Annotated in this window: 21 protein-coding genes; 12 read left to right on the top strand and 9 right to left on the bottom strand. The window is 63.9% G+C overall.

Going from position 1 to position 22,284, the window contains the following annotated elements:
- Positions 1 to 83 precede the first annotated feature (83 nt).
- Together ACK2VC_RS01665 and ACK2VC_RS01670 are read left to right on the top strand one after the other, a co-directional pair.
- Positions 84 to 260, top strand: coding sequence for a hypothetical protein (locus ACK2VC_RS01665; protein ID WP_486731856.1), 177 nt, complete (start codon positions 84 to 86; stop codon positions 258 to 260).
- A gap of 76 nt (positions 261 to 336) precedes the next feature.
- Positions 337 to 756 carry a PaaI family thioesterase gene (locus tag ACK2VC_RS01670; protein WP_486731857.1) on the top strand — a complete coding sequence of 140 codons (420 nt, stop codon included), beginning with the start codon at positions 337 to 339 and terminating at the stop codon, positions 754 to 756.
- Positions 757 to 837: 81 nt separating this feature from the next.
- On the opposite strand, the gene ACK2VC_RS01675 is transcribed toward ACK2VC_RS01670, so the two are convergent.
- Positions 838 to 1,224 carry a hypothetical protein gene (locus tag ACK2VC_RS01675; RefSeq protein WP_486731858.1) on the bottom strand — a complete coding sequence of 129 codons (387 nt, stop codon included), beginning with the start codon at positions 1,222 to 1,224 and terminating at the stop codon, positions 838 to 840.
- A 289-nt stretch (positions 1,225 to 1,513) separates the two neighbouring features.
- Here ACK2VC_RS01675 and ACK2VC_RS01680 point away from each other — a divergent pair, with 289 nt between their 5' ends.
- The 4 genes from ACK2VC_RS01680 (at position 1,514) to ACK2VC_RS01695 (ending at position 4,769) form a co-directional block, all read left to right on the top strand.
- Complete coding sequence (locus ACK2VC_RS01680) at positions 1,514 to 2,299, top strand: SDR family NAD(P)-dependent oxidoreductase (protein WP_486731859.1); 786 nt, start codon at positions 1,514 to 1,516, stop codon at positions 2,297 to 2,299.
- Between the two features lie 51 nt (positions 2,300 to 2,350).
- Positions 2,351 to 3,001, top strand: a complete 651-nt coding sequence (locus ACK2VC_RS01685; RefSeq protein ID WP_486733299.1) for an NAD(P)H-binding protein — start codon at positions 2,351 to 2,353, stop codon at positions 2,999 to 3,001.
- 4 nt (positions 3,002 to 3,005) lie between these two features.
- Entirely contained in the window at positions 3,006 to 3,647 is a 642-nt protein-coding gene (locus tag ACK2VC_RS01690) for a TetR/AcrR family transcriptional regulator (protein ID WP_486731860.1), read from the top strand.
- Between the two features lie 207 nt (positions 3,648 to 3,854).
- Positions 3,855 to 4,769 carry a queuosine salvage family protein gene (locus tag ACK2VC_RS01695; protein WP_486731861.1) on the top strand — a complete coding sequence of 305 codons (915 nt, stop codon included), beginning with the start codon at positions 3,855 to 3,857 and terminating at the stop codon, positions 4,767 to 4,769.
- A gap of 305 nt (positions 4,770 to 5,074) precedes the next feature.
- On the opposite strand, the gene ACK2VC_RS01700 is transcribed toward ACK2VC_RS01695, so the two are convergent.
- On the bottom strand, positions 5,075 to 5,887 hold the full coding sequence (locus ACK2VC_RS01700; protein ID WP_486731862.1) for a class I SAM-dependent methyltransferase: 813 nt from the start codon (positions 5,885 to 5,887) through the stop codon (positions 5,075 to 5,077).
- Between the two features lie 615 nt (positions 5,888 to 6,502).
- Complete coding sequence (gene metE / locus ACK2VC_RS01705; protein ID WP_486731863.1) at positions 6,503 to 8,797, bottom strand: 5-methyltetrahydropteroyltriglutamate--homocysteine S-methyltransferase; 2,295 nt, start codon at positions 8,795 to 8,797, stop codon at positions 6,503 to 6,505.
- 110 nt (positions 8,798 to 8,907) lie between these two features.
- Here metE and ACK2VC_RS01710 point away from each other — a divergent pair, with 110 nt between their 5' ends.
- Complete coding sequence (locus tag ACK2VC_RS01710; RefSeq protein WP_486731864.1) at positions 8,908 to 9,831, top strand: LysR family transcriptional regulator; 924 nt, start codon at positions 8,908 to 8,910, stop codon at positions 9,829 to 9,831.
- A gap of 227 nt (positions 9,832 to 10,058) precedes the next feature.
- Here ACK2VC_RS01710 and ACK2VC_RS01715 read toward each other — a convergent pair whose 3' ends face one another.
- Positions 10,059 to 10,835 (bottom strand): crotonase/enoyl-CoA hydratase family protein, encoded by a 777-nt coding sequence (locus ACK2VC_RS01715; protein ID WP_486731865.1) that lies wholly within the window; start codon positions 10,833 to 10,835, stop codon positions 10,059 to 10,061.
- Between the two features lie 363 nt (positions 10,836 to 11,198).
- On the opposite strand from ACK2VC_RS01715, the gene ACK2VC_RS01720 reads away from it, so the two are divergent.
- Positions 11,199 to 12,149, top strand: coding sequence for an aldo/keto reductase (locus ACK2VC_RS01720; protein WP_486731866.1), 951 nt, complete (start codon positions 11,199 to 11,201; stop codon positions 12,147 to 12,149).
- A gap of 106 nt (positions 12,150 to 12,255) precedes the next feature.
- A complete protein-coding gene (locus ACK2VC_RS01725) occupies positions 12,256 to 12,597 on the top strand; it encodes a c-type cytochrome (protein ID WP_486731867.1) in 342 nt (113 codons plus the stop codon).
- Positions 12,598 to 12,714: 117 nt separating this feature from the next.
- Here the strand turns inward: ACK2VC_RS01725 and ACK2VC_RS01730 are convergent, their stop codons facing one another.
- Positions 12,715 to 13,674, bottom strand: a complete 960-nt coding sequence (locus tag ACK2VC_RS01730; protein ID WP_486731868.1) for a LysR family transcriptional regulator — start codon at positions 13,672 to 13,674, stop codon at positions 12,715 to 12,717.
- 106 nt (positions 13,675 to 13,780) lie between these two features.
- Between ACK2VC_RS01730 and ACK2VC_RS01735 the strand changes: the two genes are divergently transcribed.
- Positions 13,781 to 14,602, top strand: a complete 822-nt coding sequence (locus ACK2VC_RS01735) for a DODA-type extradiol aromatic ring-opening family dioxygenase (protein ID WP_486731869.1) — start codon at positions 13,781 to 13,783, stop codon at positions 14,600 to 14,602.
- 100 nt (positions 14,603 to 14,702) lie between these two features.
- Here the strand turns inward: ACK2VC_RS01735 and rraA are convergent, their stop codons facing one another.
- Positions 14,703 to 15,197, bottom strand: coding sequence for a ribonuclease E activity regulator RraA (gene rraA, locus ACK2VC_RS01740; RefSeq protein WP_486731870.1), 495 nt, complete (start codon positions 15,195 to 15,197; stop codon positions 14,703 to 14,705).
- A gap of 71 nt (positions 15,198 to 15,268) precedes the next feature.
- Entirely contained in the window at positions 15,269 to 16,507 is a 1,239-nt protein-coding gene (locus tag ACK2VC_RS01745; RefSeq protein WP_486731871.1) for an MFS transporter, read from the bottom strand.
- A 104-nt stretch (positions 16,508 to 16,611) separates the two neighbouring features.
- Here ACK2VC_RS01745 and ACK2VC_RS01750 point away from each other — a divergent pair, with 104 nt between their 5' ends.
- A complete protein-coding gene (locus ACK2VC_RS01750) occupies positions 16,612 to 17,403 on the top strand; it encodes an AraC family transcriptional regulator (protein WP_486731872.1) in 792 nt (263 codons plus the stop codon).
- A 40-nt stretch (positions 17,404 to 17,443) separates the two neighbouring features.
- Here ACK2VC_RS01750 and ACK2VC_RS01755 read toward each other — a convergent pair whose 3' ends face one another.
- Positions 17,444 to 18,340 carry a LysR family transcriptional regulator gene (locus ACK2VC_RS01755; RefSeq protein WP_486731873.1) on the bottom strand — a complete coding sequence of 299 codons (897 nt, stop codon included), beginning with the start codon at positions 18,338 to 18,340 and terminating at the stop codon, positions 17,444 to 17,446.
- Positions 18,341 to 18,471: 131 nt separating this feature from the next.
- Between ACK2VC_RS01755 and ACK2VC_RS01760 the strand changes: the two genes are divergently transcribed.
- Positions 18,472 to 19,593, top strand: coding sequence for a YeiH family protein (locus tag ACK2VC_RS01760; RefSeq protein WP_486731874.1), 1,122 nt, complete (start codon positions 18,472 to 18,474; stop codon positions 19,591 to 19,593).
- 80 nt (positions 19,594 to 19,673) lie between these two features.
- Here ACK2VC_RS01760 and clpB read toward each other — a convergent pair whose 3' ends face one another.
- Complete coding sequence (gene clpB, locus ACK2VC_RS01765) at positions 19,674 to 22,256, bottom strand: ATP-dependent chaperone ClpB (protein WP_486731875.1); 2,583 nt, start codon at positions 22,254 to 22,256, stop codon at positions 19,674 to 19,676.
- Between the last annotated feature and the right edge of the window lie 28 nt (positions 22,257 to 22,284).

The following is a 22,284-nucleotide window of genomic DNA, read 5'->3' on the forward strand; positions in this document are numbered from 1 at the left end:
AATTGAATGAAAGGCAAGCGCGCGATTGTAACAAGGAGTAACAATGCCATGCGGAAAAAAATCCGTATGAAAATTGTTCTGCTTTGATCGAAGCCAAGCTCAACTCGGTCAAGGATTCGCGTTTTTTCGAGGATGCCAATCCACCCTACGTCAACCTCGGCCGTCCAGAAGCTGGCCGCCGCTCTAAACTCGCCCACCGATTCCTGACGCACCAATACAAGGACAAGGGCGCGATGCCATCGACGACGCGCGAAGCGTAATCGCGGCATGCGCCGGATGCACTTCTACGAAAGGGATATGATCCTGAGGTTCAGTATGAAAACAGCCAGGAATCCAATGCTCACACCAGATCAATTCAACCAGCGCGCCGCTGACAAGCTTCCCGGACACCTGGGGATCACCATTACCCAAGTAAGCAAGTCGGAGGTGCGGGCCGAACTGCCGGTGAAAAACTCGCTCATGGCGCCCAATGGCTACCTGCACGCCGGCAGCGTGGTGACGCTGGCGGACACATCGGCCGGCTATGGTTGCATCGTGCATCTACCTGAAGGCGCAACCGGCTTCACCACCATCGAACTCAAGTCCAACCACCTTGGCACGGCGCGCGACGGCATCATCGAATGTGTCGCCCGCCCGGTACATATCGGCAAGAAGACGCAGGTGTGGGATGCCGTCGTAACGCACCGGGAATCGGGCAAGACAATTGCCCTGTTCCGCTGTACCCAAATGGTTCTGTATGCCAGCACCAACGCTTGACACAGGGTCTGCGCGGGACTGATTCATATCGCCCGCCATAAAAAAACCGAACCGCGCGGGTTCGGTTTTTTTAATCAGACATCACCGTGAGTAATATCCATATCGGTCGCGCCGATATTCGCGGTACTCGGGCCGAGCGCCATAACGCCCCTCGATCATCGTGACCGGCGGCGCATAGTAGGGTTGCGGCGGTATGTAATACGTCTGCGCCACTGGCGGCGGGTAATAGGCTGGTGGCGGCGCCTGATAGGCCGGATACGGCTGCGGCGCATAGTAGGGCTGCGGCGCCGCATACGCCGGCTGCGAATTGGCAATCAACGTTCCGATCACCACTGCCCCCAGAATCCCGGCGGCAATCGCGGCTCCATTGCCGCCATCGCGACGGTCTCCAGCATAGGCGGAAGCCGACACGGTCGCCGCCAGGAAGCCGGCGATCACCAGAGAAGAAATAAGTTTATTGCGCATCATGATCAGTTCCCATCCGAAATTGCAGCGTCGATGCCACGCGACGATTCAATATAGGCCACTCTCCATTTTTTATCCGCAACGGAATCATTTGCTTACCGGCGTTACAGGAAGAGCAAGCGACAGGCGCGCGGCAGCCTCCTACCGATGTTGCAGTTAACAGCCGGGAGTTCCCCGATGAAAGCGTGGCACCATCGGCAAGATCGACGATATCAATCCAGCGCTTGACAAATGACCTTTGGTCATTAAAAATGAATATCAATGACCGTCGGTCATTTATGGAGGATGCCACATGAAAGACTTACAAGGGAAATGGGCGCTGGTCACCGGCGCTTCCAGTGGTTTTGGCATTGACTTCGCGCACTTGCTGGCGGAACGCGGCGCCAACATCGTCCTCGTTGCACGCCGCGTACAGCCGATGGAGGCGCTGGCAGCCGAGCTACGCGCCAAATTCGCGGTTGAAGTCCGGGTCGAGCCGATGGATCTGTCGCATACGGGCGTCGGGGCCGAATTGAAATCCCACCTCGATGCGGCCGGCATTGCGGTCGAAGTCCTGATCAACAATGCCGGCTATGGGCTATTCGGAGACTTCCTCGATCAGCCGTTGAGTTCGACGCTGGACATGCTCCAGCTCGACATCCTCAGCCTGACGGAAATTACTCACGCTTTCGCCGATGACATGGTGCGCCGCGGCAGCGGCCAGATTCTGATGACGGCATCCATCGGCGGCTATCAGGCCACCCCGCTATACGCCGCCTATAGCGCCGCCAAGGCTTATGTCCTGCTCTTTGGCGAAGCCCTACATGAAGAACTGAAACCGAAGGGCGTCACGGTCACCGTACTCTCCCCGGGCATTACCGCCACCAGCTTCCTGGCCGTGTCGGGCCAGAAACCGACCTGGTATCAACGGCTGGTGGTGATGCAGAACCGTCCTGTCGCGCGAATTGGCCTGGCTGCATTACAGGCAAACCGCGCCTCGGTCGTTCCGGGATGGCTGAATGCGATCACCACCTGGTCAAACCGCCTGACGCCGCGCTCCCTGCAGCGCAAAATCGCCTACAGCCTGATGAAAAACTGAAGCGTGATGGCCACCACATACGATCGAAACCAGCCCGCCGCGCCGTCGCCGCTGCGGCTCCTGCTGGTCGGCGGCACAGGGGCCGTCGGCCGGGAAGTCTTGCGGCTCGCCCTGGCCGATGCGCGCATCGACCGCATCATCGCGCCGACTCGGCGGCCCCTGCCCGATCATCCGAAACTTGAAAATCCGATCGTCGATTTCACCCAATTGCCCGCCGATGCGCCCTGGTGGGTGGTGGACGGGGTGATCTGCACCCTCGGAACCACCATCAAGGCGGCGGGCTCCAGGCCAGCCTTTGCCGCCATCGATCGCGACTTGCCGATACAGGTCGCACGCCTGGCCAGGGCGGCTGGCGCGACGCGCTATGCCCTCAATTCATCGCTTGGGGCCGACTCCCGGGGAAATTTCTATCTGCGCACCAAGGCCGAAGCCGAAGCCGGAATCCGCCAATTGGGCTACCCGTGCTACACCATCGTTCGGCCGTCGCTGATCGATGCCGAGCGGGTCGAATCGCGCCCGGCCGAACGGCTCGGCTTGCTCACGGCACGCCTGCTGCGCCCGCTGATTCCACGCCGCTATCGGGCCGTCACGGCGACCCGCATCGCACAAGCCTTGCTCGATAGTGTGATACGCAATGAGGCGGGCGAAAAGATCATAGAATCCGGCCAACTGCAGGATGCAAAGGAACGTGATGGGACGTAATGCGATGACGGATGACGACAAGGATCGTCGCCGCCGCGAATTCCTGGATGCGGCGCACCGCCTGTTCCGGGAGCGCCGGGACTTGCCGCCGGTTGCCGAAATCGCCACCCTGGCGGGACTGGCCAAAGGCACCGTGTACCGCTATTTCAGGAGCAAGGAAGAGATTTTTGTCGCTCTGCTGGAAGACGATTTTGTCCAACTCTTCGCCGCCCTTTCCGTAATCCTAGGAAAATTGCCGACCGCCCCCGCCAAGGCGGCGCCGGTATTTGCCAGAAATTATGTGCGTCTGATCGCCACGATGGACGACCTGCTCCCGCTCGCCTCCCTGGCCAACGGCGTGCTTGAGCAAAATCTGCCGGTCGAGGCCATGCACCGCTTCAAAACCTTGCTAGCCAATGGACTCGACGCGGCAGGTACGGAACTGGAAAGGCGTTTTGCCGGATTGGCGCATGGCCAAGGTGCCACGCTCCTGCTGCACACCTACGCGCTCACCCTCGGGCTCTGGCAAGCGCTGGACTACCCGGAGGCTCTGCGGGCGCTATTGCGAAAGCCGGAACTGCGCCCGCTCGATAGAAACTTCGCCAAGGAATTGGAAGCCGCGATACGAACCCAGTGGCTTGGAGCATTGGTGCCGCAAGCCGCCTGACGGTCCGCCAGGGCGGAAAAACCGAACTGCTACAACCCAGCAGCGTTCCACGACACCTCCAGGCGCGACATCACCCACGAGGCCGCCAGCAGTGGGGTTCGGACTTCCCAGGTTTTCGGCATTACGCAAAAACTTTCATTTGGGCAACATGTTGTAGCAAGGAAACCATCAGTCGAGTATCCTTGCCTTTGCAATCTTGGAGCCCGCATGAACAAACCGCAAACCGCAAAACAACGCCTCCTGGCCCGGGCCGATCTCGACTACCAGCCCGATCTGGTCGCCATCGACCGGGAAGCGATCGCACGGCTGCCGGCGCGCGCCGACCGCTTCAGCCACATGACGGTCGGCCTTTCCGGCAAGCCCGCCGGACAGACGCCGGAAGGCGCGGCCGCCTACAGCATCGCCTTGAACAGCCTGAACTTCATGTTCTGGACCCCGACTCCGCACGGAATCACGCGCTACCACTGGCGCGACGAAGGTGGCGCACACGGCCTGCAGGCAGCACTCGACCATGTCTGGGGCGAGGAAGCGACGCCGGTTCGGCTGCGCCAGCAACTTGGTTCCGGCGGGGAGCAGCCGCTCATCGATGCCCTGGGCGACATTGCCATGCCGAGGCGCCGCGCCCAGTTCCTGCGTGAAATCCTGTTCGAAGACCGGCTCGAGCAGGCGGCGGCCGAACTGCTCGCCGCCAGCCGCAGCGGCCACCTTACCTCGGACGACGCCGAGCGGCTGGCCAGGCGCTTCCCGATGGCATATGGCCAGGACGCCTACCTGATGCGCGCGCAACTCGCGCTGATGTGGTTTGCCGGGTACCTGTTCGAACAAGGCGTCGACGTCGAGTGCGACATCACGGTCGCCGCCAGCTACCAGATGCCGCGCGTGATGCGCTCCATCAAGGTCCTGCGCTTCGCGCCGGAGCTGGCGGCCAGAATCGACAGCCATACCCTGATCCTGCGCGACAGCCTCGAGGAACGCGCGATCCGCTCGGCGACAGTGCTCGGCGCGCAGGCGATGGCGCTGCATCTGGGTGTTTCGCAGCATGCGATGGTCAATGTGCTGTGGCAGAACCGGCATGCCTGTGGGGCGATACCGTATCACCTGACCGTGACCACCGACTATTGAGGGCGTATCGCGTGAAATACACAGCACAAGCGCCGGCCCTGCTGGTAGGCGCCGCAAGGTCGGTTAACGCCTAGTTTCGGCCAGTTCCAGTCGCTGGCCACAGGCGGCTTCCTGGCATCTCGCTAGGCCCATAGTTGGCTGGATGACGCGCGTGCGTCGGCTGCATACCCGAGAAAACAAGGTACCGGAATTTCGTTTTGGCGGGCTGCGTTCGGGTGCGTTCCGGCAAGGGCGCACCGCGCCTCAGATGCCCGCGCTTGCCGCAGATGTTGGTCGGGCTGCACCAACCTGGCGCCAGCAGTACGCTATCCCGCCGCCACAATCACATGCGCCTGGATTTTGCCAGCCACCGGGCCTTCTCCATGGCGGCTGGCGATCGCCACCGTCGCACGGTCCGTAGCGACCTGAACCAAGCTGGCGTCGCGCGCCTCGATTTCGTTGCGCAGCGGCGTTCCCAGGCAGTAAGCAGTGGCAGCGTCACGCGCCGAGCGCGCGCGACTTACCTTTTCGTGCGTCTTGATCGCGATATCGGCGAACCCTGCGCGGCCCAATTCCTCGCGGATGAGTGCGATATCGTGATAGCCATGCGGTGTGCGGGCAAGGAACCGGGGAGGGTCGTGCGGAAACACCGCGGCGACGGCATTGGTGACCTCATCGGCAAAGGCGTTTTCTTCTATGCGGTCCCAGACACTGAAGACAAAGCGTCCGCCTGGCCTCAGTACGCGACGCGCCTCGGCGTAGCCCGCGACACGGCTGGGAAAGAACATCGCGCCGAACTGGCAGCAAACGACGTCGAACGAGGCATCTTCGAACGGCAGGTCGAGCGCGTCCGCCTGTCGCCATTCGATGCGGCTATCGGCCACTTGCCGGGTGGCGGCATAGTCGAGCATGGGCTGGTTGAGGTCGGTCACCACGTAGCGCGCGTCGGCGCTGAGTTTCGATGCAAGCGCCCGCGTCACTACGCCGCTGCCAGCCGCCGTTTCAAGCACCGAGCTGGGCGAAGAGCCAGCAACAAGCTCCGCCAGGTCGGCGGCATAGGCCTCGAAGATCAGGGGAACCATCAGCGTGTCGTAGAACTTTGGAATCGAGCCCCCGAACACCTTGTCGCTCTCAGCCATGAGACTCCCTTGAAAGCTCTGAACGGCACCCTTGCCCCCACTCCAGAGCGGGCCAAGCCTCTCCAATGAGTTCGCCGCCAAGCTTGGCATTGGCGACGATATCCTATGGTGGCCGCGCATGTCAGCCTTGTCAACGTCGCTCTACGGGCATCCTAATCATGCTTACCAGCAACTGTGCCGGGGACTCCCGCCCGCCCGAGGGGACTCAGGCCCGTTCAACCCATGGATTCAGTGTAAAGGCACGCACTTCCGTCGCCCCCATTTCAGCCGGATGGCGCAGACCGTGGAACCCTTCCATCGAGGGAACGCCCAAAAGAGGCTGCGCCTTTTGTGCACTCCTCATGTCAAACGTTAAGACATCCGCTTCCTGCAAGCCCCTATGGCCGCTTTGGGTAGAGGCTGTGTGAAAACCCAAATTTTGTGAAAATTCGTAGGTAGCGAGAGCATTCCCAATGCTGAAAGATTTGAATAGCGGCCGATCTGAGAGGTCGATTTTTCGGCGCCCAGATTTTTTGACCCTTTCACACAGCCTCGGTCGATAGCTGCCATCAAGCCGGAAACAACATAAAAAATCCGCACAACCGTTCTGAACAGCACCCCAAAAGTGGCCCTCCATCAAGCCGCCTTGACCCGCCCTTCCCCGGCCTCCACCAAACGCCGCAATTCCCGCGTCGCCTTCACCATATTCTCCAGCGCCTCGCAAGTTTCCACCCAGCCGCGCGTTTTCAGTCCGCAATCCGGGTTGACCCACAGCCTCGCATCCGGAATCACGCCGCGCGCCTTGTGCAGCAACCGCGTCATTTCTTCGACCCGCGGCACGCGCGGCGAATGGATGTCGTAGACGCCGGGGCCGATGTCGTTCGGGTAGTCGAATTCGCCGAAGCCGTCCAGCAGCTCCATGTCGGAACGCGAGGTTTCGATGGTGATGACATCGGCATCCATCGCCGCGATCCAGGGCAGGATGTCGTTGAATTCCGAGTAGCACATGTGGGTGTGGATCTGCGTGCTGTCGGCCACGCCTGATGCGCTAATCTGGAAGGCGCGCACTGCCCAGTCGAGATAGTGACGCCAGTTGCGGCTTTTCAGCGGCAACCCCTCGCGGAAGGCCGGTTCGTCGATCTGGATCATGCCGATGCCGGCCTGTTCCAGGTCGCGCACTTCGTCGCGCAGCGCCAGCGCGATCTGCAGCGCGGTGGTGGCGCGCGGCTGGTCGTCGCGCACGAAGGACCATTGCAGCATCGTCACCGGGCCGGTCAGCATGCCTTTCATCGGCTTGGTGGTCAGGCTTTGCGCGAAGCGGCTCCACTCCACCGTCATCGCTTCCGGCCGGTAGACGTCGCCGTAGATGATGGGCGGCTTGACGCAGCGTGAGCCGTAGCTCTGCACCCAGCCGTGGGCGGTAAAGGCGTAGCCCCACAACTGCTCGCCGAAATATTCGACCATGTCGTTGCGCTCGGCTTCGCCGTGCACCAGCACGTCAAGGCCAAGTTCTTCCTGGCGCTGTACCGCCAGGCGGATTTCGTCGCGCATGCGTTCCAGGTAGTCGAGGTGGCTCAGTTCGCCGCGCTTGTGGGCGCTGCGCGCCTGGCGGATGGCGGCGGTTTGCGGGAACGAGCCGATGGTGGTGGTGGGGAATAGCGGCAGCTGCCATTTCGCCTGCTGTGCCTTGATGCGCTCCGGGAAAGCCGAATGGCGCCGGCTGTCGCTGTCGGCAATCTGCCCGAGGCGTTTCTGTACCAGGCTGTTGTGGATGCGGCTCGAGCTGCGGCGCGCGGCAACGGCGGCGCGCGCTGCCGCGAACGCCTGCTCGGTGCCGGCGACGTCGCCGTCCAAGCGGCGCGCCAGTGCCGCCACCTCGTCCAGCTTCTGCAGGGCGAATGCCAACCAGCCTTTCAGCTCGTCGTCGAGCGCGCTTTCCTGCGCCAGATCGACCGGCACGTGCAGCAGCGAGCAGCTCGGCGCCACCCACAGCCGCTCGCCGAGGCACGCCTTGAGCGGCTCCAGCACGGCCAGCAAGCGCTCGAGGTCGGCGCGCCAGATGTTGCGGCCGTCGATCACGCCTGCCGACAGCACCCGGTCGGCCGGCCAGTCAGGCAGGAAAACATCGAGCTGATCGGCGCCGCGCACCAAGTCCAGGTGCACGCCGGCCACCGGCAGCTCGCGCAGCAAGGCGGCATGCTCGCGCACTTCGTCGAAATAGGTGGCCAGCAGAATCTTCGGCGCACCTTGCGCCAGCACGGCGTAGGCCGGCGCAAACGCCGCGCGCCAGGTCACGTCCAGTTCCAGCGCCAGGATCGGCTCGTCGATCTGCACCCATTCGATGCCGGCGTCACGCAGGCGCTGCAAGACCCTTTGGTAAGCGGCCAGCACGCGCGGCAGCAGGTCGAGCTTGTGCGCCAGGCCAAACTTGATCTTGCCCAGGTACAGCAGCGACAGCGGCCCCAGCAGCACCGCCTTGGCGCGATGGCCGAGCGCCGCCGCTTCCGCCACTTCGTCGAACAGCCAGTCGACGCCGCCATCGAAGCGCAGGTCGGCGGTCCATTCCGGCACCAAGTAGTGGTAATTGGTATCGAACCACTTGGTCATTTCCATCGCGAAGTGGCGCTCGCTGCCGCGCGCCATCGTGAAGTAATCGGACAAGGTGAGCGGCGCCGTCAATGGAAAGCGCGCCGGCGTTGCGCCCAGCAGCGCCAGCGTATTCAGCACCTGGTCGTACCAGGCGAAATCGCCGACCGTGACGAAATCCAGCCTGGCGGCCCGCTGCGCCGCCCAGTGGCGCGCGCGCAATTCGTGGCCGGTGTTGTGCAGCACCGCTTCGGTGATTTCACCGCGCCAGAACGATTCCAGTGCGAATTTCAGCTCGCGTTGCGCGCCGATGCGCGGAAAACCCAGGGTGTGTGCGATTGCCATGGCTGCTCCAAAGACGATGTTCGATGCTTGCCATGATGGACTACGGTCATTTATGATTCAAACGAGAAATATTGCGAATCATATTGAATTTCATTCATACATCTATTGCCATGTCCTCGATCCTGGAACTGCGTCACCTGAAAACCCTGGTCGCGCTGCGCGAAGCCGGCAACCTGCTGCGCGCCGCCACTTTGCTCAACCTGACGCAATCGGCGCTGTCGCACCAGATCAAGCAACTGGAGGAGCACCACGGCATCGCGCTGTTCGAGCGCAAATCGGTACCGGTGCGCTTCACCCCGGCCGGCGAGCGGCTGCTGCGTCTGGCCGACGCCACCCTGCCGCAGGTGGAGGAAGCCGAGCGCGATCTGGCGCGCCTGAACCAGGGCACCGCCGGCCAGTTGCGGATCGCGGTCGAATGCCACACCTGCTTCGACTGGCTGATGCCGGCGATGGACGTGTTCCGTTTGCGCTGGCCCGAGGTGGAGCTGGATATCGTGTCCGGCTTCCAGGCCGATCCGGTCGGCCTGTTGTACGAACACCGCGCAGACATCGCGATCGTCTCGGAAATCGACCCGGACGAGACGGTCGATTACCATCCGCTGTTCCGCTTCGAGATCGTGGCGCTGATCGCGCATGAGCACCCGCTGGCCGGACGCGACTACCTGACGGCCGAGGATTTCGCCAGCGACACCCTGATCACCTACCCGGTGCCGGACGAGATGCTCGACGTGGTGCGGCAAGTGCTGCAGCCGGCCGGCGTGCAGGCGGCGGCGCGCCGGACCACCGAACTGACGGTGGCGATGCTGCAACTGGTGGCCAGCCGGCGCGGCATCGCCACGCTGCCGATCTGGGCCGCGCAGAATTACCTGGACCGCGACTACGTGCTGGCCAAGCGCATCACGCCAGAGGGCTTGACCGGCCGGCTGTACGCCGCCTGCCTGCCGGAGTTGTCGGCCAAGCCGTATCTGGCCGATTTCGTCGCCAGCACGCGCGAAAGCTGTTACCTGAATTTGCCGGACGTGGAGCTGCTATGAGTAGCGGAGGGTTGGCGACGGATGATTGGTTTATTGGCTTGACATAGGGGTATATTTAACAAATACAGAATTTACATGCGGAATTGAATGTCATTATCAGTAGTATATGAAACTGGCATCCGCCAGCGGGTACCGAGTTATTGAGTGTCTGAGTTTTTTCGCGACTTTTTGCGAAAATTACTCTGCCCCTGGTTTCACTCTTCATCGCATGTTTTCAGCCGCAAAAATCAGTTGCCGAAACGACCGTGCCGCCCGGCCCCCTGCGCAAAGCGAGCGGCGCCCGCCTCGCCCTCGGCAAAGACGATCGGCACCCCCTGCGCCCCTTCGCGGCGCAGCGCCTCCGACAAGGGCAGGTCCCACTGTTCATAGGCGGAGCGGCGATCGGCCAGCATGCATTGCTGCGGAAAGGCCGCGATCTGGCGCGCCAGGTCCTGCGCCACCGCCAGCGCGCCGCCGGCTGGCGTGACGCGGTTGACCAGGCCCATGCCGAGCGCTTCGTTGGCCGCCACCGGGCGCCCGGTCAGGATCAGGTCAAGCGCGCGTCCCATGCCGACGATGCGCGGGAGGCGCACGGTGCCACCGTCGATCAGCGGCACGCCCCAGCGCCGGCAAAACACGCCGAATACCGCATCCTCGTCAGCCACCCGCAGGTCGGCCAGCAAGGCCAGTTCCAGGCCGCCGGCGACCGCGTGGCCGTTGACCGCGGCGATCAGCGGTTTGCTCAAGGCCATGCGGGTCGGTCCCATCGGGCCGCTGCCGCCGCCCTCGGGGTCGAGTTCGTTGCGCAAGGCCGGATCGGCGATCGCGCCCAGGTCGGCGCCGGCGCAAAAATTGCCGCCGGCGCCGGTTAGTATCGCGACGCGCAAGGTATCGTCGGCTTCAAAGCGCTCGAACGCGGCGCGCAGTTCGGCCGCCATCGGGCCGTTGACGGCGTTGCGCTTGCCGGGCCGGTTGAGCGTGATGGTGCAGACCGACGCCTCGACGCTGAACGAAATACTGTGCATGGGATTGCCCTTTCTTTTTCCGGGACCGGCGGCGGCGCCCGTTTGAATTCAGTAAAACGCCTGAAGATCCCATGCTAGGAAATATTTCCTCGTCACGCAAACACGGAACCTGCGCGCCTTGTTCCTGGCACCGGGAGGCTGTCGGGAAACCGCCAGCAAAACCGCAATCCTGAAAGCAGCCGGCAGTCGACACGCCCGACCTTACGCTGCCGTTTCCGAATGGTCTCATTCGGCGCCGCTCCTGTGGCCGCAGCAAAAACGCCCTATCCTTGCAGATGATCCTCAGGCTGCCATCCATCCGGCGGCATTGCAGCCCGGGAAAAGGATCGAAGCCCCTCTCCACCTACAGCATAAGGAACCACCATGAAGCGACGCCAGCTCGGCCGTACCGGCCTCGAAATCGCCCCGCTAGTCTTCGGCGGCAACGTCTTCGGCTGGACCGCCGACCAGGCCACCTCGTTCAAGCTGCTCGACCGCTTCGTCGATGCCGGCCTGAACGCGATCGACACCGCCGATGCCTACTCGGCCTGGGTTCCGGGCAACCAGGGCGGCGAATCGGAAACCATCATCGGCAACTGGCTCAAGGCCTCGCCCGAACGACGCGACAAGATGGTCATCATCACCAAGGTCGGCTGGCTCGGCGGCTCGGGCGGCAAGGGGCTGGCGGCCAGCGCCATCATGGCCAAGGTCGAGGATTCGCTGCGGCGGCTGCAGACCGATCACATCGACCTGTACCTGAGCCATCGTCCCGATCCCGACACGCCGATCGAGGAAACCCTGCGCGCCTATGAGACCTTGATCCGGCAGGGCAAGGTGCGCGCGATCGGCTGTTCCAACTATGACGCCGCGCAATTACGTGAGGCGCTCGCGGTGTCGGCGGAAAAGAGCCTGCCGCGCTATGAAGTCTTGCAGCCCGAATACAACTTGTATGACCGCAGCGGATTTGAAGGCGCGCTGCGCGACCTGTGCCTGGCCGAGGGCCTGGGCGTCATCACCTACTACAGCCTGGCCTCGGGCTTCCTGTCCGGCAAATATCGCTCCAAGGACGATTTGAACAAGAGCGTGCGCGGCCAGCGCGTCAGCAAGTATCTCGATGCGCGCGGCTTGCGCATCCTGGCTGCGCTGGATACCGTCGCTGGCGCGCACGGCGCGGCGCCGGCCGAGGTGGCGCTGGCATGGCTGATCGCGCGCCCTGGCGTCACTGCGCCGATTGCCAGCGCCACCACAGTGGAACAGGTCGACAGCCTGATCCGGGCGGTTCGGCTCGGCCTGTCGGCTGCCGATATCGACTTGTTGAACGCCGCCAGCGCATAAGAGCGGCTCGGAACGTGGCAGCCGGATGGTCAGGAGGCGAGGTCTCGCGCAGGAACCCAGTTGGCCGATCCCTGGCGATCAACAACAGGAAAACAGGAGTGTTCAAGTGGATAAGTGCTCATGCCGAAAAGTTCTGGCAGCAGGTATTCTCACCCTCACCTGCGTAAACCTACATGCCGCATCCGAAGCTGAAAAGTCGCGTGGCGAATTGCTATATACGACCCATTGCATCGCCTGTCATACGACGCAAGTACATTGGCGCGACCAGCGGCTGGCGAAAGACTGGGGGAGCCTGACCAAGCAGGTCCGTCGCTGGCAAAGCAATACGGGACTCGGCTGGAACAATGAAGATATCGCCGCCGTTACGGAGTATCTGAATGGTCTTTACTATCATTTCTCTCCCACTCCGAAAGACAAGACGGTCACGTTAAAGGAAGACCGGCGGTAATCGCTCGCGCGACAAACCGCCGGTGCCAAGCGCCGGCTTGCAGGCAGCGGGCACTGGTTCCGCCACAACCCGAATGCGTGTGATTGCAGCAGGCTTGTTTCGGAACGCTCCCGGTTTCTATTCAAGACTGTTTTCTTCAGGTTGCCGAAGCCGAGTGCGGGAGCGCGCGACCTCCTGCCACGCCGGTTGGCGGAAAACCTCGACCAGGTAGTCGATCATCACCCGCACCTTGGCCGGCGGCCGCCGCTCCGGCGGATACAGCACGTGGATGCCACCCAGCGCGAATGGCGGATGGTCCAGCTCGATCGCCAGCAGATCGCCGCGCCGCACGGCGGCGCCCACCACGAACTGCGGCTGGTAGATCAGGCCCTGGCCGCCGAGCGCTGCTGCCAGCAGGGCTTCGCCATTGTTGGCCATCAGATCGCCGCTGATCGCCACCCGTACGTCGCCGTCGCGGCCGAACGCCCATTCCTTGCTGCCGACCCAGGACGACAGCGTATAGCCCAGGCAGTTGTGCTGGGCCAGTTCGGCGACGCGGCGCGGCATCCCGCGCCGGTCCAGATAGCCGGGTGCGGCGCACAGCACCATGTCGCAATCACCCAGCTTGCGCGCCTGCAGCGGGAGGTCGCCCAGCCGGCCGACGCGTATGCCCATGTCCCAGCCGCCGTCGAGCAAGTCGACCTGGCTGTCGTTCAAGCCCAACTCGACCTTGACCGCCGGATGGCGGCGGCTGAATTCGGGCAGCAGCGGCGCGACGAACAGCGTGCCGAAGGACAGCGGCACATTCATGCGCAGCAGGCCGCTGGCCTCGATCCGCTGCGAGGCGGCATTGGCCTCGGCTTCGTCGATTTCCGGCAGGATGCGTTGGCAGGCATCGAGATAGCCGCTGCCGGCTTCGGTCAGGCTCAGCCGGCGCGTGGTGCGGTGGAACAGCTTGACGCCGAGGTGCGTCTCCAGCGCGTCGACGTGCTTGGTCGCCATCGCCGGCGACATGCCGAGGTGGCGGGCGGCGGCCGACAGGCTGCCGGCGCTGGCGGCGCGCACGAAGACGCGCATTCCAGTGACGCGATCCAGCATCAGCTCCTACTCCTGGTAATAAGTCATCGCTGTTTTTGAGGGATTCTCTTGCATTCAATCGAAAATTATACTGTAGCTCATGATCCCCTCAGACCGGAGAACCCCTATGTCGACCAACTCAACTCCGGCGCCGGCACGCATGCCGACGCTGTTCATCCCGCACGGCGCGGGCCCCTGCTTCTTCATGGACTGGAACCCGCCGGCCACCTGGAACCGCATGGCCGACTTCCTCAAGGGCGTGGCCGATACGCTGCCGCCGCCGCGCGCCATCGTGCTGGTCTCGGCGCACTGGCTGGGGCGGCAATTCAGCGTCACCAGCGGCGCGCAGCCGGAGTTGATCTATGACTATTCCGGCTTCCCGCGCCATACCTACGAATTGCGCTACGGCGCGCCCGGCAGCCCGGCGCTGGCGGCGCGCATCACCGAGCTGCTGAGCCAGGCCGGCGTTGTCTCGCGGCAGGACGCGGCGCGCGGTTTCGACCACGGCATGTTCGTTCCCTTGAAGCTGATGTTCCCCAAGGCCGACATCCCGGTGGTGCAACTGTCGCTGCGCACCGATCTCGACCCGCAGGCGCACCTGGACGCGGGCCGCGCGCTGGCACCGCTGCGCGACGAGGGCGTGCTGATCGTCGGCAGCGGCATGAGTTTCCACAACATGCGCGGCTACGGCGACCCGCGCTTCGGGCCGATTTCCGACGAGTTCGACCGCTGGCTGACGGCGGCGGTGGAGTCGGCGCCGGCGCAGCGCGACGCGCTATTGCGGCAATGGGCGCAGGCGCCGTCGGCGCGCCTGTCGCATCCGCCGCGTGCCGAGGAACACCTGCTGCCGCTGATGGTGGCGGCCGGCGCGGGTCCTGAAGGCAGCGGGCGGCGCGTGTTTTCCGACCGCGTGATGGAAACCACGCTGTCTGCTTACCGCTTCGGCTAACGCCAGAATCGACAGTATGCTAAAAAATCGCCAAGACCACGCCCGGGATCAGACTGAATGACTGGGAGTATCCGGAGCAGGCGAAGAAGCGGTGCGCGAGCTACGCCAGTTTTTCCAGCGCCACCAGCACCCCATCCGCATCCGCATAAATCCAGTTGCCGGGGTCGACCGCGACGCCGGCAATCGTGACCCGCAGGTCGCGCTCGCCAGCGCCGGCCTTGGCGCCCCGGCGTGGATGTGTGGCCAGCGCCCGCACGCCGATCTGGCAGGCGTTCAGTTCTTCGGCATCGCGGATGCAGCCGTCGACGACGATGCCGGCCCAGCCGTTTTTTTCCGCCAGTTGGCCGAGGTTGCCGCCGACCAGCGCGCAGCGCCGGCTGCCGCCGCCATCGATCACCAGCACGTGGCCGTTACCGGGGGTTTCCAGCGTGGCGCGCACCAGTGCGTTGTCCTCGAACACCTTCAGCGTGGTGGCCGGGCCGGCGAACTTCGGCCGGGCGCCAAACGCCGCAAATACCGGCGGTAGCACCGCCAGCCCGGAGCTGGTCAGCTTATCCTCGTGGGCATCGCAGATATCGCAGGTAGCAAAAGACATGGTTCTTTTCCGATTCACTCAAACGATCAGGCGCCGATTATAAATGCCCCTGCCGCGCCTGGGGCACGGCTTCAAGCGGCTTGCGCGTCAAACGCGTTTTTGCGCGCGGTATTGGTGCCGACCCGCAGCGCGGTCAGGATCGCCAGGAACTGGAAGGCGCCGATCAGCACGAACACCCAGGCCGGGTGACTGTTATCCATCATCGCGCCGAACATCAATGGCGAAAACGCCAGCCCGATGTCATTGCCGGAGTAGACCACGCCGTACACACGGCCGGTGGCGTTCTTCGGCGCCGCCGCGCGAATCATCAGGTCGCGCGACGGCCCCGCCACGCCGGCGCCGAAACCGACCCCGCCCATCAGCACGATTGCCAACAGCGCCGGCACCGCGCCGGGCGCGATCAGCAGCGCCATCACGCCGGAAGCGGCCAGCGACAAGGCGATGATGCGGTCGGGACGCTCGCTCTTCGAGGCGGCGAACCCGCCCACCACCATGCCCACCGCCGAGGCCAGCATGTAGGCGGTAAAGCCGGTCGTGGCCCAGGCCAGCGGCATGCCGTACAGGTCGCGTAGGCTGGTCGAGGAAAAGCTCTGGATGCCGCCCAGCGCCATCGCGTTGATGACGAAGAAGGCAAAACACATCCAGATTTCCGGCAGCCGCAAAAAACCGAGCACATCCACCTTCGGCTGCGCGCTCGCGTGAGGGCCGGCGACGCCGGCTTGCACGGCCGGCGTCGCCAGCAGGTCGCGACACGACACCAGCACCAGCAGCACCGCCAGCGGGATGAAGGCGGCTGCGAATAGGGCCATGCGCCAGTTCGACAGACTGGCGATGCCGGCCAGGAAGATCGGCGCCGCCGCCCAGCCCAGGTTGCCGGAAATGCCGTGCACCGAAAACGCATGCCCCAGGCGCGTGCCGGAAACCCGCTTGTTGAGGAGGGTGAAGTCGGCCGGATGGAATACGCTGTTGCCGAGTCCAGCCAGCATCGAGCCGGCCAGCAGCATCGGATAATTCTGCGCGACCGACAGCGACAGCGCCGATACCGCCAGACAGCCGAGGCCGAAGAACAGCACGGTGCGCGCGGAGAAACGATCGACCACGAAACCGGCCAGCGCCTGGCCGACGCCGGAGACGATGAAAAACACCGTCATCAGAAAGCCGAGCTCCGCATACGACAGGCTGAACGCTTCCTTCAGCCACGGAAACAGCGGCGCCAGAATCAGATGAAAGAAATGCGAAACGCCGTGCGCGGCCCCGACCAGTCCGATCACCTTGGCGTCCTGGCGCAAGCCGGGTGTAGCAGTTGCCATACATTTCTCTCAAAAGCAGCGGAATGCCTCAGTGTAGGCAAAAAGCGAACGTCTGTTTTAAGATAGAACGACAATTTCTATCGAAAACCAGCCAAACCATCGCCATGCCGGTTCAACCCCTGACCCACACCACCCCGCGCCCGCCCGGTTTCGAGCCCGATGCGCGGCGCCCGCTGCGGCTGCTGGCACGCGACCTGGAACGCGAACGGCAGTTGCGCGCGCACAGCCATGCCTGGGGCCAGGTGACTTACGCGCTGGAGGGCATCGTGCGCGTCACCGCCGGCAACAGCAGTTGGATCGTGCCGCCGCTGCGCGCGATCTGGATTCCGCCCGACCTGACGCATGAAATCACCACGCTGGAACAGACCCGGCTGCGCGTGCTGTACGTCGATTCCCAACACGCGCCGTTTGCCGGCGCCGACTGCAGGGTGCTGGAGGTATCGCCGCTGCTGCGCGAACTGATCGTTGCGCTGGCCGATGGCGACGGCATCGGCCGCCGCGAAAGCCTGCTGCGCAGCCTGATCCTGGACGAACTGGCGCGCCTGCCCACCCTGCCGATCTGCGTGCCGCTGCCGGCCGACAAGCGCCTGAAAGCGCTGTGCGAGATGTTGATCGCCGATCCCGCCGCCACGCACACCCTCGACCAATGGGCGCTGCGCGCCGGCGCCTCGCCACGCACGCTGGCGCGACTGTTCGAGCGCGAACTCGGCATGAGCTTTCGCGCCTGGCGCCAGCAAGTGCGGCTGGCGCACGCGGCGCCGATGATCGCGCGCGGCCGGCCGCTGTCGCAGGTGGCGGCGGAACTCGGCTACGCCAGCCAGTCGGCGTTTTCGGCGATGTTCAAGAAAACCTTCGGCCAGTCGCCGTCGGCGTTTTTCACGGCAAGCCCGAAGTAAGGCGCGCTCCCCGGCGCTTGCCGGCGGCTTGCGGCATCGATCAATCCGTTTGGCGGCAAACCGCCAGCAAGGCCAGCAGGCGCGTGGACAGGAATTTGTGGCGGTTGTAGATCAACGAAAAACGCCGCGTCAGCGGCGGCAAGGGCGTGCGCAATTCAAGCAGGCGGCCGCTCGCCAGAAAGTCCGCCACCACCAGGCGCGACAGGCAGGCGATCCCCAGCCCGGCCGCTACCGCGTGCTTGATCGCCTCCGAATTACCCAGCTCTCCGGCCGGCTGCACATGATGCAAGTGGGGCATCAACGCGTGCTCGACCGCTTCCCGGGTGCCCGAGCCCGGCTCGCGCAGCAGCCATTCGGCGGTGCGCAACGCTGCCAACGGCACCTTGCGCTCTGGCCGGCCGCCCATAATCGGATGATCCGGAGCGGCAACGATGATCAGTTCATCCCCGATCCACGGCTCGACATGCAGTTCCGGCTGGTGGCAAGGCCCTTCGATCAAACCGGCATCCAGCTCGAAATTGGCCACTGCCGCCGCGATTTCGGCCGTGTTGGCAATCGTCACGCGAGCCCGCATGCCGCCACTGCCGGCATCCAGCTCGGCCAGAATGCGCGGCAATACATGGATACCGATCGTCGTGCTGGCGCCGATGTGCAACCCAAGCCCGCCGGCCGCATCGGCGGCACCGAACTGCTGCTCGATCGCGGCCGCCGCGTCCAGCATCTGCCTGGCCTGCGGCAGCAGCAGCCGGCCGTTGTCGTTCAGCAGCAGGCGCTTGCCGACCCGGTCGAACAGCCGCGTATCCAGCAGCCCTTCCAGCTCGTTCAGGGCGGCGCTGGCCGCCGATTGCGACAAGGCCACCGCGTCGGCTCCGGCAGCCGTGCTGCCGGCCTGCGCCACCGCCGTAAAAATCTGTAGTTGCCGCAGTGTCAGGCGCATGCTCTGAATCCGTCATTAATTTATAAAATAAGTTAATTGTACAAATATAACTCGTTTTATTATTTGTTCATAGTCCCCTACACTGCGCTCCATACCGGCTTTTTGATGACCATCATCAACAGGGGAAGAACATGGACGCGGTTGAATCGAAGCCAAGCATCGCGAACACCGGGCGCAATACCGGCGCGCTGGCCGCGCACCTGGGCGGATTGGCTCCCGGCCTGCTGCTGTGCGGCTTGCTGGCGGCGGCGGCAACCACGCTGGGCGAACTTGCCTGGTTCCAGTCGCACGGCTTGTCGCCTTTGACCGTGGCCATTATCCTCGGCATCGTGGGCGGAAATACGGTGTTTCCGCGGATTGCCGCCCGCTGCGGGGCTGGCGTCACATTTTCAAAGCAAAGCCTGCTGCGCCTTGGGATCATCCTGTACGGCTTTCGGCTCAGCTTCCAGGACATCGGCCAGGTCGGCATCGCCGGCGTCATGATCGACGCGCTGGTGCTCGGCTCGACGTTCGGGCTGGCGCTGCTGCTCGGCACCCGGCTGTTCAAGCTGGACCGCAATACCGTCGTGCTGATCGGTGCCGGCAGCTCGATTTGCGGCGCGGCCGCCGTGCTGGCTACCGAACCCGTATTGCGTGCACGTTCCGAGCAGGTAACGGTGGCGGTGTCGACGGTGGTCGTGTTCGGCACCCTGTCGATTTTTCTCTATCCGCTGCTGTACCGGCTCAACCTGCAATGGCAGGTGATGGGCACTTCAGCCTTCGATTACGGCGTGTATGCGGGCTCCACCATCCATGAGGTGGCGCAGGTGGTGGCGGCCGCGCAGGCGCTCAGCGAGGACGCGGCGAACACCGCGGTGATCGCCAAAATGGTGCGGGTCATGATGCTGGCGCCGTTTCTGCTCGGCCTTGCGGTGTATCTGGCCAGGTCGCAAACATCCGCCTATGGCGCGCGCGGCGCCGCCAATCCGGCTGCCGGCGCCGGCCGCATCACGATCCCGTGGTTCGCGTTTGCCTTCGTCGCGGTATGCGGCCTGAATTCGCTGGCGCTGCTGCCGCCGTCGCTGGTGGCGCGCGCGGTGGATTTCGATACGGCACTGCTGACCATGGCCATGGCCGCGCTCGGGCTCTCCACTCATCTATCGGCGATTCGCCGCGCCGGTGCCAAGCCCCTGTTGCTGGCGGGCTTGCTGTTCGCCTGGCTGGTCGCGGGCGGCGCCATCATCAACCGGATCGGGTTCGCCTGGCTGGCCTGATTCCCGGCCTCGGCGCGAGACAAAAACAGGCCGCCGGTCGTTCACCCGACCGGCGGCCTGTTGCTTGCGCGGCAAACCTGCTATGCGCCCTTTTCGAACGCCAGCGCACCCTGCACGACGCCGACCCGTATCACGTCCTTCGGGCCGAACTTCCCTTCCAGGATCAGCTTCGACAGCGGGTTCTCTATCTGCTGCTGGATCGCCCGCTTCAACGGCCGCGCGCCATACACCGGATCGAAGCCGGCCTCGGCCACCTTCTGCAGCGCGGCGTCGGACACCTCCAGCCGCATTTCCATCCGCGCCAGACGCTGCTCCAGGATGTGCAACTGGATCTTCGCGATCGCGCCGATGTTCTTTTCGTCCAGTGCATGGAACACCACGATCTCGTCGATGCGGTTGATGAACTCCGGCCGGAAATGGTTGCGCACTTCGGCCATCACCTCCAGCTTCACCAGCGACGGGTCGCTGCCCTCCATTGCCTGGATCCGATGCGAACCGAGGTTGGAGGTCATCACGATCACCGTGTTCTTGAAGTCGACGGTGCGGCCCTGGCCGTCGGTCATGCGGCCGTCATCCAGCACCTGCAGCAGCACGTTGAAGACGTCGTGGTGGGCTTTTTCTACTTCATCGAGCAGGATCACGCTGTAGGGTTTCCTGCGCACCGCCTCGGTCAGGTAGCCACCCTCTTCGTAGCCGACATAGCCGGGCGGCGCGCCGATCAGGCGCGCGACCGAATGCTTCTCCATGAATTCGCTCATGTCGATACGGATCATTGCTTCGTCGGTATCGAACAGGAATGCAGCCAGCGCCTTGCACAGTTCGGTCTTGCCGACCCCGGTCGGCCCCAGGAACATGAACGAGCCGTACGGCCGGCTCGGGTCGCCCAGGCCGGCGCGCGAACGGCGGATCGCGTCCGACACCGCGACGATCGCCTCGTCCTGCCCCACCACGCGCTTGTGCAACTCGTCTTCCATGTGCACCAGTTTGTCGCGCTCTCCCTGCATCATGCGCGACACCGGAATGCCGGTGGCGCGCGACACCACCTCGGCGATTTCCTCGGCGCCCACTTGCGTGCGCAGCAGCTTCGGCCTGGTATCCTCAGCCTCGCTGCTCTCGGCCTGCTTCAGTTGCGCCTTCAGCTCGGGCAGCCGGCCATACTCGATCTCGGCGGCTTTCTGCCAGTCGCTCTTGCGCTTGGCGTCCTCCATCTGCTGGGTCGCTTTCTCGATTTCTTCCTTGATGTGGGCGCCGCCCTGCACCACCGATTTTTCCGCCTTCCAGACTTCTTCCAGGTCGGCATACTCCTGCTGCAGCTTGCCGATTTCGTCTTCGATCAGCGCCAGCCGCTTCATCGAAGCTTCGTCGGTTTCCTTTTTCACAGCCTCGCGCTCGATCTTCAACTGGATCAGGCGGCGGTCGAGCCGGTCCATCACTTCCGGCTTGGAATCCATCTCGATCTTGATCTTGGAGGCGGCTTCGTCGATCAGGTCGATCGCCTTGTCCGGCAGGAAGCGGCCGGTGATGTAGCGGTGGCTCAACTCGGCCGCAGCGACGATCGCCGGATCGGTGATCTCGACCTTGTGGTGCACCTCGTATTTTTCCTGCAGACCGCGCAGGATCGCAATGGTCGCCTCGACGCTCGGCTCGTCGACCAGAATTTTCTGGAAGCGCCGCTCCAGCGCCGCGTCCTTTTCGATGTACTTGCGGTATTCGTCGAGCGTGGTGGCGCCGACGCAGTGCAGTTCGCCGCGCGCCAGCGCAGGCTTCAGCATGTTGCCGGCGTCCATTGCGCCTTCGGCCTTGCCGGCACCGACCATGGTATGCAATTCGTCGATGAAGACGATGGTCTGCCCTTCGTCCTGCGCCAGTTCGTGCAGCACCGCCTTCAGGCGTTCCTCGAACTCGCCGCGATACTTGGCGCCAGCCAGCAGCGCCGCCATGTCGAGCGACAGCACGCGCTTGCCTTTCAGCGAATCCGGCACTTCACCATTCACGATGCGCTGCGCCAGGCCCTCGACGATCGCGGTCTTGCCGACGCCCGGTTCGCCGATCAGGACCGGGTTGTTCTTGGTGCGCCGCTGCAGGACCTGAATCGCGCGCCGGATTTCGTCGTCGCGCCCGATCACCGGGTCGAGCTTACCGAGGCGCGCGCGCTCGGTCAGATCGAGCGTGTATTTCTTCAGCGCCTCGCGCTGGCCTTCGGCGTCCGCCGACGACACGCCGGCACCGCCGCGCACCGCGGTCACCGCCGCTTCCAGCGCCTTGCGCTCCAGGCCGTTTTCGCGCGCCAGGCGCCCGGCCTCCGATTTGTCGTCGGCCAGCGCCAAGAGCACCATTTCGCTGGCGATGAATTCGTCACCACGCTTTTGCGCCTCGCGGTCGGCCAGGTTCAACAGCGCGATCAACTCGCGCCCTGGCTTGATGTCGCCGCCGGTGCCGGACACTTTCGGCAGGCGCGCCAGCGCGCCCGGCAGCGCGTTCGACAATGCGTTGACATTGACGCCGGCGCGTTGCAGCAGCGAGCGGGCGCCGCCATCGTCCTGCTTCAACAGCGCCGACAGCACGTGCACCGGCTCGATGTACTGGTTGTCGTTGCCGACCGCCAGGCTCTGCGCGTCAGCCAGCGCTTCCTGCAACTTGGTGGTGATCTTGTCCAGACTCATGAATTGCTCCCAGAAAATTTTTCCCGGA

This window comes from Herbaspirillum sp. WTB6, assembly GCF_057457785.1.

Excerpts from the sequence above, each read along its gene's own strand:
- ACK2VC_RS01690 (WP_486731860.1), top strand. The coding sequence starts at position 3,006 with ATGACGGATGACGACAAGGATCGTCGCCGCCGCGAATTCCTGGATGCG.
- ACK2VC_RS01670 (WP_486731857.1), top strand. The coding sequence starts at position 337 with ATGCTCACACCAGATCAATTCAACCAGCGCGCCGCTGACAAGCTTCCC.
- ACK2VC_RS01750 (WP_486731872.1), top strand. The coding sequence starts at position 16,612 with ATGCCGGTTCAACCCCTGACCCACACCACCCCGCGCCCGCCCGGTTTC.
- ACK2VC_RS01760 (WP_486731874.1), top strand. The coding sequence starts at position 18,472 with ATGGACGCGGTTGAATCGAAGCCAAGCATCGCGAACACCGGGCGCAAT.
- ACK2VC_RS01680 (WP_486731859.1), top strand. The coding sequence starts at position 1,514 with ATGAAAGACTTACAAGGGAAATGGGCGCTGGTCACCGGCGCTTCCAGT.
- rraA (WP_486731870.1), bottom strand. The coding sequence starts at position 15,197 with ATGTCTTTTGCTACCTGCGATATCTGCGATGCCCACGAGGATAAGCTG.
- ACK2VC_RS01745 (WP_486731871.1), bottom strand. The coding sequence starts at position 16,507 with ATGGCAACTGCTACACCCGGCTTGCGCCAGGACGCCAAGGTGATCGGA.
- ACK2VC_RS01735 (WP_486731869.1), top strand. The coding sequence starts at position 13,781 with ATGTCGACCAACTCAACTCCGGCGCCGGCACGCATGCCGACGCTGTTC.
- ACK2VC_RS01675 (WP_486731858.1), bottom strand. The coding sequence starts at position 1,224 with ATGATGCGCAATAAACTTATTTCTTCTCTGGTGATCGCCGGCTTCCTG.
- clpB (WP_486731875.1), bottom strand. The coding sequence starts at position 22,256 with ATGAGTCTGGACAAGATCACCACCAAGTTGCAGGAAGCGCTGGCTGAC.
- ACK2VC_RS01710 (WP_486731864.1), top strand. The coding sequence starts at position 8,908 with ATGTCCTCGATCCTGGAACTGCGTCACCTGAAAACCCTGGTCGCGCTG.
- ACK2VC_RS01730 (WP_486731868.1), bottom strand. The coding sequence starts at position 13,674 with ATGCTGGATCGCGTCACTGGAATGCGCGTCTTCGTGCGCGCCGCCAGC.
- metE (WP_486731863.1), bottom strand. The coding sequence starts at position 8,797 with ATGGCAATCGCACACACCCTGGGTTTTCCGCGCATCGGCGCGCAACGC.
- ACK2VC_RS01720 (WP_486731866.1), top strand. The coding sequence starts at position 11,199 with ATGAAGCGACGCCAGCTCGGCCGTACCGGCCTCGAAATCGCCCCGCTA.
- ACK2VC_RS01715 (WP_486731865.1), bottom strand. The coding sequence starts at position 10,835 with ATGCACAGTATTTCGTTCAGCGTCGAGGCGTCGGTCTGCACCATCACG.
- ACK2VC_RS01695 (WP_486731861.1), top strand. The coding sequence starts at position 3,855 with ATGAACAAACCGCAAACCGCAAAACAACGCCTCCTGGCCCGGGCCGAT.
- ACK2VC_RS01700 (WP_486731862.1), bottom strand. The coding sequence starts at position 5,887 with ATGGCTGAGAGCGACAAGGTGTTCGGGGGCTCGATTCCAAAGTTCTAC.
- ACK2VC_RS01755 (WP_486731873.1), bottom strand. The coding sequence starts at position 18,340 with ATGCGCCTGACACTGCGGCAACTACAGATTTTTACGGCGGTGGCGCAG.